The organism is Parabacteroides sp. Y3-G-102 (genome assembly GCF_023656845.1).
GTDB lineage: Bacteria > Bacteroidota > Bacteroidia > Bacteroidales > Tannerellaceae > Parabacteroides > Parabacteroides distasonis.
The window spans coordinates 63,252-76,209 of record NZ_JAMOKU010000011.1; the positions used below are offsets into that span (position 1 = coordinate 63,252).

Annotated in this window: 12 protein-coding genes and 1 pseudogene; all 13 read right to left on the reverse strand. The window is 46.9% G+C overall.

The window, feature by feature from the left end; translation table 11 throughout:
• Position 1 precedes the first annotated feature (1 nt).
• On the reverse strand, positions 2 to 1,087 hold the full coding sequence (locus NBH16_RS07315; protein ID WP_057326352.1) for an ABC transporter permease: 1,086 nt from the start codon (positions 1,085 to 1,087) through the stop codon (positions 2 to 4).
• 3 nt (positions 1,088 to 1,090) lie between these two features.
• On the reverse strand, positions 1,091 to 1,825 hold the full coding sequence (locus NBH16_RS07320; protein ID WP_005868299.1) for an ABC transporter ATP-binding protein: 735 nt from the start codon (positions 1,823 to 1,825) through the stop codon (positions 1,091 to 1,093).
• A gap of 268 nt (positions 1,826 to 2,093) precedes the next feature.
• Complete coding sequence (locus tag NBH16_RS07325; protein WP_008771941.1) at positions 2,094 to 3,014, reverse strand: ABC transporter ATP-binding protein; 921 nt, start codon at positions 3,012 to 3,014, stop codon at positions 2,094 to 2,096.
• Positions 2,992 to 3,882, reverse strand: a complete 891-nt coding sequence (locus NBH16_RS07330) for an HlyD family secretion protein (RefSeq protein WP_005856439.1) — start codon at positions 3,880 to 3,882, stop codon at positions 2,992 to 2,994. The genes NBH16_RS07325 and NBH16_RS07330 overlap by 23 nt, the downstream gene beginning before the upstream one ends.
• A gap of 27 nt (positions 3,883 to 3,909) precedes the next feature.
• Entirely contained in the window at positions 3,910 to 5,196 is a 1,287-nt protein-coding gene (locus NBH16_RS07335; RefSeq protein WP_122382958.1) for a TolC family protein, read from the reverse strand.
• A gap of 37 nt (positions 5,197 to 5,233) precedes the next feature.
• Positions 5,234 to 5,863, reverse strand: a complete 630-nt coding sequence (locus NBH16_RS07340) for a TetR/AcrR family transcriptional regulator (RefSeq protein WP_005856435.1) — start codon at positions 5,861 to 5,863, stop codon at positions 5,234 to 5,236.
• A 132-nt stretch (positions 5,864 to 5,995) separates the two neighbouring features.
• Positions 5,996 to 7,000 (reverse strand): glycoside hydrolase family 43 protein, encoded by a 1,005-nt coding sequence (locus NBH16_RS07345; RefSeq protein WP_036614350.1) that lies wholly within the window; start codon positions 6,998 to 7,000, stop codon positions 5,996 to 5,998.
• Positions 7,001 to 7,039: 39 nt separating this feature from the next.
• Positions 7,040 to 8,251, reverse strand: coding sequence for an L-serine ammonia-lyase (locus tag NBH16_RS07350; RefSeq protein WP_008771936.1), 1,212 nt, complete (start codon positions 8,249 to 8,251; stop codon positions 7,040 to 7,042).
• A gap of 27 nt (positions 8,252 to 8,278) precedes the next feature.
• Positions 8,279 to 9,415 (reverse strand): acyltransferase family protein, encoded by a 1,137-nt coding sequence (locus NBH16_RS07355; RefSeq protein ID WP_195471104.1) that lies wholly within the window; start codon positions 9,413 to 9,415, stop codon positions 8,279 to 8,281.
• Positions 9,416 to 9,422: 7 nt separating this feature from the next.
• Complete coding sequence (locus tag NBH16_RS07360; RefSeq protein WP_008780481.1) at positions 9,423 to 10,541, reverse strand: acyltransferase family protein; 1,119 nt, start codon at positions 10,539 to 10,541, stop codon at positions 9,423 to 9,425.
• A 185-nt stretch (positions 10,542 to 10,726) separates the two neighbouring features.
• Positions 10,727 to 10,906: pseudogene (locus NBH16_RS07365) on the reverse strand (AAA family ATPase); the annotation flags it as partial.
• 230 nt (positions 10,907 to 11,136) lie between these two features.
• Positions 11,137 to 11,889 carry a glycosyltransferase family 2 protein gene (locus NBH16_RS07370; protein ID WP_121960909.1) on the reverse strand — a complete coding sequence of 251 codons (753 nt, stop codon included), beginning with the start codon at positions 11,887 to 11,889 and terminating at the stop codon, positions 11,137 to 11,139.
• 27 nt (positions 11,890 to 11,916) lie between these two features.
• On the reverse strand, positions 11,917 to 12,918 hold the full coding sequence (locus NBH16_RS07375) for a glycosyltransferase family 4 protein (protein WP_158556946.1): 1,002 nt from the start codon (positions 12,916 to 12,918) through the stop codon (positions 11,917 to 11,919).
• Positions 12,919 to 12,958 lie beyond the last annotated feature (40 nt).

Here is a 12,958-nt window from a genome sequence, read left to right on the forward strand (position 1 = left end):
CTTATAATCGTATTTTAAAACGTTTCACACTCAAGAATACCAGCACGACCGCCATGAACGACAGTATCCCGATCTCCTTCAAGATCGACACGGCGGGAAGCCCCTTGATCATCACGTCCTTCACGGCGATGATATACCATTTGGCCGGAACGATATGGGAGAACCATTGCAGGATATCCGGCATATTCTCTATCGGGAACATCATGCCGCTCAACAACATGATCGGAAGCATCAAGGCGATACCGCTGATCAACATAGCCGCCTGCTGGGTATCGGCTACCGTGGAGATCAGCAGGCCCAGACAGAGGGATACGATCGCATACAGGATGGACACGGAAACCAGCAACAGCAGGCTGCCTTTTATCGGAACGTCCAGCAGGAAATAGGATAGCAGCAAGATCGTAGCGATATTCACCATACTCAGCAATAGGTATGGAATCGCCTTGGCCAGAATGATGTAGATGGGTTTCAACGGGGAGACCAGCAGGACTTCCATCGTTCCCATCTCCTTCTCTTTCACGATGCCGATCGAGGTCATCATGGCACATATAAGGATCAAGATCAAACCCATCACGCCGGGCACGAAGTTGTAGGCGCCTTTCATTTGAGGGTTGTAGAGCAAAGAGGTAACCGGGGTCATGGCTTTACCCTCAACCGCCGACTCTCCTTTCAACTGCTCCGCAATGATCGCCGAGCAATAGGCGATTAGCTGCGTGGCCTCGTTCGGATCGGTAGCGTCCGCCAAGACTTGTACTTGGGCATCGGCCGTGGAAGCGTATTGAGGGGGAAAGACAACTATGACGTGTACCTTTCCTTGCCGAAACAAGGCCCCGGCGTCCTCATAGTTATCGACGGTCGTATACAGCTCGAAGTACTCGCTGGCATTCAAGCGGTCTGCCATCTTCAGTGTCAGCTCATCCCGGCTTTGGTCGAAAATAGCGATCGGCACACGCTTGATCTCGGTCGTGATGGCATATCCGAACAAGATGATCAGGATGACGGGCATGAGCAAGAGGATCATTGTCGTGCGTGCGTCCCTGAAAATGTGATAGAACTCCTTTCTAACAAAGGATATGAATTGTTTCATCGTTTATTCTCCTCTCGTTGCTTTTCGAGCCAAGGCGTGAAAGACTTGGTTCATATTCGTTGTCTTAAAATCCCGCTTCAAGGCGGAGGGACTGTCTAACGCTTCGATCTTTCCGTCTACCATGATGGAGACACGGTTACAATACTCCGCCTCATCCATATAATGGGTGGTGACGAAGATCGTAATCCCCCGGGCGGCGGCCTCATAGATCAACTCCCAGAACTGGCGGCGGGTGACGGGATCGACGCCTCCGGTAGGCTCATCCAAGAAAACGATCTTGGGCTCATGGATGATCGCCACGGAGAAGGATAGCTTCTGTTTCCAGCCCAAGGGCAGGGAATCGACCAAGGTGTTCCGCTCCTTTTCCAGCCCGAGGATATCCAGCAACTCATCCGTTTTCTGGGACAGCTGCCGTTTAGACAAGCCGTAGATACCGCCGAAGAGACGGATATTCTCCCATACCTTTAGATCGCCGTATAGGGAGAATTTCTGGCTCATGTATCCGATATTCCGTTTGATGGACTCGCTCTCCCGGTAGACATCGAAACCGGCTACCCGGGCCTCGCCGGATGTCGGGACCGACAAGCCGCAGAGCATACGCATGGCGGTGGTCTTCCCTGCCCCGTTTGCCCCGAGGAAGCCGAATATCTCGCCCGGCTCCACCTCGAAACTGATATGATCGACGGCGGTGAAGGTGCCGAAACGTTTGGTCAGTTGTTTTACTTCTATCGCTTTCATTTTTTATCCTTATTTCATAATTACAATGCCGCATTTCCCCAAGATTCGACCTCGCGCCCAATGCGAGGCCCCGCATTTCCCCGAGATTCGACCTCGCGCCCGACGCGAGCCCCGCATTTTCCCGAGATTCGACCTCGCGCCCGACGCGAGCCCTCGCATTTTTCCGCAATTCGACCTCGCGCCTGACGCGAGCCCCGTATTTTTCCAAGATTCGACTTCGCACCCGACGCGAGGTCGAATCTTGGGGAAATGCGACACATCCCCTCTCTTACAAGGCCATGAAACAATCCTCAACGCTTGGCTCAAGGCGTTCGATGCTTACGTCCGCGTAACCTTTGCCTTTCAGATATTCCTGTAATCGCCTCATGACATCCTCCCCATCCCTCCTCAACGTAAGATGATGAGCATCTCCAAAAGCGAAACACGAGTTTGTATCCGGGAACTCCCGCAAGTCTCCCAACAACTTATACATCGACGCACATCGCACCGCGTATAGCCGCCTATCGAATGAGGTACGGATACCTACCGGCGTATCGATAGACAGGCATTCCCCGGAACGCACCAAAGCGATACGGTCGCAACGGGAGGCCTCATCCATATAAGGCGTAGAGACAAGTATCGTAATGCCTTGCCGTTTCAGACGATCCAGCATATCCCAGAACTCAGAGCGGGAGACAGGATCGACCCCCGTCGTAGGCTCATCCAAGAACAAGACATCCGGACGATGGATCAAGGCGCAACTCAAAGCCAGCTTCTGCTTCATACCACCGGACAGCTTCCCCGCCCGCCGATGCTTGAACGGCTCTATCTGACTATAGATATCCCGTACCAGATCGTAGTTCTCCTCGATCGTCGTATTGAAGACCGTAGCGAAGAAGTTCAAGTTCTCCTCTACTGTCAGGTCTTGGTAGAGCGAGAAGCGGCCGGGCATATATCCTACCCGCCGACGGATCTCCTTCAAGTCTTTCACCACGTCCAAGCCGCAGACAGAGGCGGTACCGCTATCGGCCAGCAACAACGTGGTCAGGATACGGAACAGGGTGGTCTTTCCCGCCCCATCCGGACCGATTAACCCGAACAACTCACCCGAGCCGATCTCCAGCGACAGATCCCGCAAGGCCTCGACATCGCCATAACGCTTGGTGATATGATTTATATGAATCTCGTTATTCATATTTAATCTCCCCATATTGTCCGATCTTCAGATAACCATCGTTGCGGACGGCGATCTTGATGGCATATACCAAATTAGCCCGTTCGTCCTTCGTCTGGATACCTTTCGGGGTAAACTCGGATTTATCGGAGATCCACGTGATCGTACCGGGGTATTCCCGGCGATCATTCCCATAGTCGGCGAAGACCTTGAGAGATTGCCCTAGTTTCAGGTGGGATAACTGATCCGCCGTCACATAGGCACGGAGATAAAGCAAGTCCGTATCGGCGATCTTGTAAAGCGGTTTGCCTGCCGCCGTCACCTCTCCCGGCTCGGCGTATTTCACCAATACCGTACCGGTCTGGGGATTGAGGATACGGCTTTTCATCAGTTGATCATCCAATTGCATGATCTGGTATTGCAGGCCCTCCGCCTCGGCGTCGGCACCTCCCGTCGTCTTGCTTAAGGAGGAGTATTGGGCATCCAGTTGTTTCTGGAGATATTTGATGTTATTCACGATATCGTCTAGTTGCTTTTGGTTACCCGCTTTCGCACGCACCAAGTTTTCCTGTCGCTGTTGCTCGGTCTTAGCCGTGGCGATTTGTTGTTCCAAGACAGCGATCTGCTTACGGATATCCGGCTTGCGAATATCTACCGAGCGAAGGCTGGCAGAGAGTTGCATCTTCCGCAGAAAAAGCTGGGTGCTATCCACGTAACCCACGATGGCGCCGGCATCCAAGCGATCGCCCTCCTCGATATTCAGTTCCATGATCTTTCCGTTGGCTTCCGAAGATACCAAGATCTCGGTTGCCTCAAAGGTACCGGAAGCGTCAAAATCATTGTCTGTATTACCGCAAGCCGTCCATAGAAGGCTGCATAAGCTGATAAAAATCAAATGTCTCATAAATCAATTGTATTTGTCATACTCTATTTAATTCGTTGTATACATATAATTATAAATGGTCATCAAGCGCTGTACACGGTGCGCCGCGGCGGTTTGCCGGGCCATGTCCTCGGCGTTGATCTCCCGGATTAGGTCCGTGACAGAAATCACGCCATTCTCCAGCTTCACCTCCGCCGCCTGCTTGATGCTTGTTCTCAGACGGATGATATCGTCATCGGCACGCATCAGGTCCGTCATTTTCTTTATCTCCGTGTTTTGCTGCAAAAGTTGCAGGCGGGTATTGAATAAGAAGGTCTCCCGTTGCACATCAATCTGGCGACGGCTTACCTCGATCTTCCTCCGGTCGTTCTTCAGCGTGTACAACTTCCCCAGATTCCAAGAAAGACGGACACCGGCCACATAATAAGGCTCGAAACTATCCTCCAGCATGTTCAAGCCCGGCCGTCCGTAACCACCTTGTACGAAAGCTCCGATACGAGGCATCAAGCCCGCCGTTACCTGCTTGTTTTGCGTCTCAATCCATTCGCTCTTAGCATCCAAGGCCCGTAATTCCGGACGGTTGATTTGCGTGGACAATGAACGCTCGGGTGACTCCGGAGTCTTCAAGACGACTTGATCCGTCAACGGTTTATTGATAAAGGTCGCCAACATCTGCCGATATACCGTGCGAGACGCTCTTAGCTCAATCTCATTTTGGCGGGCATTCAGCAGTTCCACTTCCATACTTTCCAGATCCGATTGATTCGCCACGCCATTGTCCATCATCGCCTTGATACGCTCGATATTGACCTGCAACTCCTTTTGAAGCAAAGCGTTCTGACGTATCAACTCGTCTTGCAGCAGGCAACCGAAGTAGATTTGATTCACCCGGTCGTTCAGCGCATACAACTCACTTTCCAACTGCTCCCGGTTGGCGATCGCCTCGGCACGAGTCAAGGCACGGGCCGAACGGGTGCTACCGCCGTCCCAAATCGTCTGGTCCACCTGCGCCACGACTTGATACTGATCCTTGCTCAAGCTAGGGATCTCAAAGCCGGGAAGAAGCGAGGAGATCTTATCGCCATCCAAAGGCAACTTCGTCACGTCGCTCTGATAGCTTGCCTTACCGCTTACCGAAAGCTGGGGAAGCCAAGCCTTGCCCACATTACTCAAGCTATAACGCTCCGTCTGATCGATCAAACCCATTTGATGAATCTGCGGATAATTCGCCCTCGCCCACTCGTAACATTGGGTGATCGTGACCGATTCCTGTCCGCTAACCCTTCCGGCATAACCCAACAGGCTAATTAACAATAATACATATACACCTCTCATATACTCTATGATATGTTTATTAAATTGAACAAATCCATCATCTGGCATCCGGGACCATCAGCTGGGTTATTACCTCGACGATCAAATCCCTGCGCCTATCCATATATTCCTCAAACCGCCCCATATCGTTATCCAAAAAAGCCGCCGCTAGTGGCTTGCGGATCAACAACGGGAAGACCACTAGGCTCACCAAGGTCGAAACCAAATCTATGACCGGCATCTTCCGTAGAAGCCCCTTGTCCATCTCCTCCTCTATCTGACGACGAAGACGCAAGATGGGCTGTATTTTTTTCGGATCTTTCAGCACGGTCTGGAATAAACGTTCCGGATCTCTGTTTAACTCGCCCACCACAAAATTCGGGAACATCGGGTTCGCACGAACAATTCCCATATACAGATCAACGATCACCGGCATTTTCTCCAGCATCGTACTCTTCTCATCCAAAACCCGATCGATGTTCGGCAACAATGAAGAAAGCAATTGTCCGAAAATAGCGTCGAACAGAATCTCTTTCGTCCTATAATAATAATGTAAGGCCGTCCTGCCAATACCCACTTCTGCCGCCACGTCACTCATGGTAGCCGCCTCGTACCCCTTTCGGACAAACACTCGCTTCGCCGCTTCTATGATGCGAGGCTCCATCTCATTCATGTCTTTCGCTTCCATAATTAAATGTTATTTTTTGTTTTGTCACTATCGTTTGTCATTATAGTTTGACACATGCGTCAAAAGTAGTATAAAAAAATTACATAGCAAATAAAACCTAAGTTTTCTTGCTATGTAATCCTTCTTAAATAATTATTGGATCGTGCGAGCCTCAACTCCTTCGGTCGTAATCTCCACAGGATTGATCAATCCCTCCTCGTTAAACGTCATCTTCTCAATACAAGTCTCCCGGTGGTCACGTGTCTTGACCCCGGCCGGCCGGCGATGGTACACGATGTAGTAATCTTCCGAATTCGGCACATGCATGATCGAGTGGTGACCCGCTCCGTTGGCGATATCGAAATTTTGCCGCAAGACCTCCCCGATACGATTGAACGGGCCAAAAGGAGAATCGGAGATGGCGTAAGCGACCTTGTAATCCGGTCCGGTCCAACCACCCTCACTCCACATGAAGTAATATTTACCATTCTTCTTAAACATAAACGGGCCTTCCACGTAATCCTTGGGAGTTACCTCTTTATAAATCGTTCCGTCCTCGAACGGTATAAGTCCGGTAAAGTCTTTATTCAAGCGTACCATGTTGCAGTGTTTCCAACCACCGTAATACATATAATACTCATCATTGTCAGCGTCGTGGAAAACAAACTGATCGATCGGCTGCGCCCCGTTCACGATCTCGTTGATCAGCGGCTTACCCAGCAAATCCTTATAAGGCCCTTCCGGACGATCGCTCACGGCAACACCGATGCCTCCGATCTCTCCCTCGTGCACGTCATTCGCCCCAAAGAAAAGATAATACTTACCGTCCTTGTTGATTACCGAAGGAGCCCACATAGCGATCTTCGCCCATTTCACCTCTGCCGTATCAAGAATGGCGGTATGCTTGGTCCAATTCACCAAATCCTTGGAAGAGAAGCAATCGAAGAAGGTTTGCTTCTCATATAAATCACTCGTAGTCGGGTAAATCCAATAGGTATCCCCGTAAATAATTCCCTCCGGATCGGCGTACCAACCCTCGAATACAGGATTACCACTCTTCGCTACCTCTTCGCTTGGAGCCTGTTTAGGACCGCCGCAGGACATCAAGGCACCGGCCATCAATACTGTGTAAAACAGGCTTTTCTTTCCGTTTATCATCAATAGTAGATTATTTATTAGTAAATCAAATAGTATCTTTTAATTATTCGAGTTCTCCATGTTCTTCGCCAAACCACCTTCCGAGGTCTCCTTATAAAGACTGGGCAAATCATTACCTGTCTGGCGCATCACCTCAACCACCTGATCAAAACTTACCCGGTGTTTTCCGTCGGAGAAGTTCGAGAACGTATTCGCGTCAAGCGCACGGGCAGCAGCAAAAGCGTTTCGCTCGATACAAGGGATTTGTACCAAGCCACAAACAGGATCGCAAGTCAATCCCAAGTGATGCTCCAATCCCATCTCGGCGGCATACTCGATCTGCGCGGGCGTACCACCAAACAACTGACTGGCGGCAGCGGCAGCCATAGCGCAAGCCACGCCAACCTCACCTTGGCAACCTACCTCTGCCCCCGATACGGAGGCATTCGTACGCACCACATTTCCAAACAAGCCTGCCGTAGCCAACGCACGCAATATACGGGAATCACGGAACTCACGCGTCTCCTTCAAGTGATAAAGGACCGCAGGCATTACACCGCAAGAACCACAAGTCGGAGCGGTCACGATCTTCCCACCGCACGCATTCTCCTCAGACACCGCCAAGGCATAGGCATACACCATTCCCCGGCTCTTGATACTGCTGCCATAACCTTTCGCACGGATCATATAATCGGAAGCCTTACGACGAATGCCCAAACCTCCCGGCAAGATGCCTTCCGCTTCCAGGCCACGACGAACCGCATCCTGCATCACTTCCCATACCTCAGCCAGATAATCCCAGATAGAAGGGCCTTCGTGCTGCTCGACATATTCCCAATAGGAATGGCCAGTCTTCTCACACCAAGCCTGTATCTCCTTGATCGTATGCATATCGTATACTTGCTCCGTCCTCAACTCATTGAAAGACTCGTTCGCCAAGGTTCCCCCGCCGATACTATATACGGTCCACGTATCCAGCTCCTCGCCACTCTCATTATACGACTCGAACAACATCCCGTTCGGGTGGAACGGCAAGAAAGTCTTGGGTTCCCAAGTAATATTTGTCTTTGCGACCGGCTGTAATACCTCAAGAATAGCGGCATCCGTCATATGGCCTTTTCCCGTAGCCGCCAGGCTACCATATAAGGTTACGTTAAAACGAACAGCGCCCCGGTTACGTTCCAAGAACATTTGTGCCGCACGCATCGGCCCCATAGTATGACTACTTGAAGGGCCATGACCCATCCGGTATATTTGTTTGATTGATTCCATCTTTCTTCGATCTAAGTTTTCTTGTTTCTATACTTTAAGGAAAATATTATGTTTATAAAACGCATACAAAAGTACATAAATTACCGATACATTGCACATGGCAATGAGCACCGGATAATAATTTCCTAAATATTGCTGGGTTCCGAAAAACAAGGATTCGCCGATACACCTAAAACTTACCACGTTAGTAAGCATATAAGCCAATATTGAATTCATGCCGTACACTTTCAGCCAAGTCGTATACTTTCGATGCCCTTTATAGTCGATCCAATAATAGAACAACCCCATAAGCAAGAAACAGTACCCACTGCTCACCAATACCATCGAACTGGTCCACAGTTTCTTAATAACAGGAAGCTCGATCCCCCAAAGCCATCCGGCGATAACCATACCCAGACCTATTCCGAATAACATCCGTAATTTGAGCCGCTCAGAATATAATTTGTTCTTTAGGATATATCCGGCGAACAACCCGGTCAACACGGTTACCCCGAAATTCAAGCTGCTCAGTATCCATGTATAACGATACCAAGTAGCGAAGATCACCTCCCCGTTCTCCACCGTCGCCCCATCCCGGAAACGTCCCAGTACAGTGCGGTCGATCCATTCGGCCAAATTACTATCCGGTGTGTACGAACCTCCCCCATAGTTACCGACCGTAATAAACTCCATCGTTCCCCAAAAGATTAATAAAAGAGCTGCCGCAATACCAATCTGTACCCGTATCCTTACATGCAAGAATAACAAAGAAGCAATCAAATACCCCATAGCGATCGACTGCAAAGTATTTGAATACAGATAAACCCGATCCGGGTCCAAAGCCAATAAATTACCTTGGCACATCATACCGAAGACCCAAAGCAGTACCACCCGTTTCCCGATCCGCCGATATACCGCCATCTTATCGGGCATATCCTTATAACGAGACAGAGAGAAAGGCATGGAAACTCCCGCCATGAATAAGAATAAGGGCATCACGAGATCCCACGTAGAGAATCCCTCCCATTCCACATGCGAGAATCCCCACATAAAAGAATTAAACCAAGGCATATCGATCGCATGGGCCAGCGGATGCAACACCATCTCCAACACCACTAAGCAAAAAAGGTCGAAGCCACGGAGTACGTCCAATGACTCCAACCGATTTAATTTCTTCTTCTCCATCCGTCTATTATACTTTCAAGAAAATACGTTGGCGATATAAGAAATACAAGAATCCCCAACAAACAGCGATATATGCGATAGCGCTAACCAAAGGCTGGGCGGTCTCGGGCATCAATTTCGCCAACCCTCCGAATATAGCCTCGGAAGTATAGGAGAAACGGATGAAACGCTGCGCCAAATAGATCGTAATAGAGTTCATGCCGATCACGGTAAAAAACAAAGTCCATTTACGCCACCCCAATACATCTATGATATAGAAGAACAAAGCAAACATCCAAACGGAATAAGCACCTACTACACAGACAAAAGAGCTTGTCCATAGCTTCTTATTGACCGGAAAGACCAAGCTCCATAACAAGCCGACGATCAACAATACAGCTCCCGCTCCTACTAAACAAAGCACTTTCTTTCTGTCGGTCAGCCCCTCTTTCCCTAACTTAATCCATTCACCAGTGAACATACCCAACATTGCCGTAGCAATTGCGGGGACGGTGGAGAATAAACCCTCCGGATCAAAAACAGTCTCGTGCAAACGTCCGGGAAGAAACAGGCGGTCAATATACCCCACCAAATTTCCCTCGAGCGTGAACGGCCCCGCTCCACCGGCGTCCGGCACAGGCACAAAAGCCATCACCAGCCAATAGCCAACCAAGATAAGAGCCGTTATCCCCGCACGCGCTTTCCAACCGAAACGGACAAACAACAAGGCTGCGAACATCCATCCCAACCCGATACGCGCCAGCACACTCGCACAACGCAGGTGGTCAAATTCAAACGACAATAGCCCGTTATATACCAATCCCAAGAAAACTAAGGTAATCCCCCGACGGACGATCTTCTTGTAAATCGCCCCTTCCGTCATACCTTTTCCTCGTTGCTTCTCTAGTGAGAACGGAAACGAGATACCCGCAATAAAGAGGAACAATGGGAAGATCGTGTCGTGATGCGCCAATCCGTTCCATTCCACATGTTCCATCTGCCCGGCTATCGCCTGAAAAAAAGGATTCGGAAACAATGTCGCCAAAGCGACAAATAAAGAAGCACCGCCCATAATAAAGAGCATGTCAAAACCCCTAAGGGCATCCAATGATTGCAACCGCTGGGGTTGTTGTTTTTGTTTTTCCATATAATCTATTTACATTTAAAGTCAACACAAATATACTCAAACTCACTTACATACGAATGGGGTTTGACATAAAAGACGCTCCTAATCTTTCCCCTCGCATTTAGCCTCCAGTTTTTCAGCGTACGCCTCTTTCCTCATCAGATATAGATGAATAAAAAGGAGTTATAAAGTTCAGAAAACCATAGCGCTTCTAACGTAGATATCAATAAACTTTTCCCAAAACGGCGAGGACGACTCAGAAAGTAAGGCTTACCTTTCGTCACCAATTGGTAAATCAAGGCAGTCTTATCCACATATAAATAGTTCTCATTCCGAATATTTTCGAAACTCTGTATTCCTATCGGTAATTTACGCATAGTCGTCATAACCTTTTTTCTTACTACACCTGTTGTTGAACAAAGATAGAACTTTTTTCCGGAACAAGCCTCCGATTATAGCTTTCATTCTATGAAATACTCAATTTTTTCTACACTAATAGAGGGCAATATTTTACTTTCCATAAGCTGGAAGTAGAATATCGCCCTCTATTTTACAAGACAGTTTGTCTATGAGTAAGCACTAGATCTAAGGCATACAAATATTTCACTGAGTAAGATCACCTCATAGCCTTAGCAAAAGCTCTAATCGCATAATGAATAAAATAATAAACAGCCTTATACACCGGCAAATCCATCTCATTTCTCAAAATGTTCCACTGCCAACGCATGGCTTTTAATTTATTCGAAGAGACCGAATGGTCACTAACTCGGTAAAGAGCCGTCACCGTATTTGTGTTCTGCGCTTTATACCCTTGCTTTAAGATAGAAAGCCAACATACATAGTCCTCATGGCCAATTTCCTTGAAAAACATCTTTCCCGTCAAGGCTGAATCATACATGGCTGTCAAGCATCCTATGCAATTCCCTTTCAATAACAAATGATAATCAACCTCACAAGGAGCTATTATCTCACGTCCGCTTCGCTCACCATCTAAGTTTACTTTCTCATAATTAGAGAAAACAATAGCGACCTCAGACTTTTCAAAAACTTTTAACTGATCGCTTAGCTTATTCGGTAACCACATATCATCACTATCTAAGAAGGCGATATACCGTCCTTTTGCCTCTTTTATCCCCTTATTTCGAGGCAAGGTAGGAGACCCAGAAGGCTCATCCGTCTTGAGATACCGGATACGAGAGTCTTGTTCAGCATACTTTTGAATGATTACAAGCGAATCATCACTAGAGCAATCATCTACGATAAGCATCTCCCAATTCCCAAACAATTGTGCCAATACAGACTCAATCGCTTGGGATATAAAAGAGGCGGCATTATAACACGGGGCTATAATGGAGACAAGGGGTAACATCAAAAATCAATATAAAAAACTACAATCTTATTCTAATTTATCACCCAATAAAGCATCAATTAACGTATTTGCAGATTTCTCCCAATTTGAGAACTTTTCAATTTGATGTAAACGCTTATTCTTATCAATTTCAAAATCATCTATTTTATTCATTGCCTCGGAAAAAGTATTAACATCATATGGATCAATATATAATCCATTATCACCACAAACCTCAGGTATAGATGCCACATTAGAAACTATCAATCTACAATTACAGGCCATTGCCTCTAAGATAGGTATTCCAAATCCCTCATATTTTGAAACAAATAAAAATGCCCTACATCTACAATAATATTCTATTATTTTTTCTAAAGGGATATTATATGGTAGAATTTGAATATTTTCAGGGCAATTATTATAAAATAATGAATTAGGTTTCAATCCAGCAACCTTAAGGGTAAATTTTCTATTACTTCTAAACCAATCAAAAAGAAAGTCCAAATTTTTATACCAGAACTCTCCCGAAACAGTAAAGAAAAAATCCTCCCTACAATAATTCTTATTTTTTAGTTCTATATCAATGCTTTTGATGAAATCATCTATACAATTAGGAGTAATAAGTATGTTTTTAAAATGAAATTTATTTAATATCTCCTTCTTAGAAAATTCAGAAACAGTACATACCATATCTAAATTTTTCCAACCATATCTCATTATTAGATTATAATAAGAACGTTTTAAAAAAGACAATAAAGTATTACACTTCATTCGTTTATCCATAACAACCAAATCATGCCAAGTTGCATACATTTTTACTGAAGGAATCTTTATGAGAGGGAATGTATTATGAGGAGACCACAAAATATCAATTTTATCCCTATAAAGAAAATAAGGTAACAAAATTTGTTCTCCAAACACAAAATTCCGTGTTGGCAAGACTCTATACTCTACACTATTAGGCAGCAGTTCCTTCTTGCACTTCTTATCTACATACAATATTATATCAAAAGCCGACATACGTGGAGACTTCAATAACTCATTTGTCATACTAATACAATATTTAGCCATCCCACGCATCGAATATCCT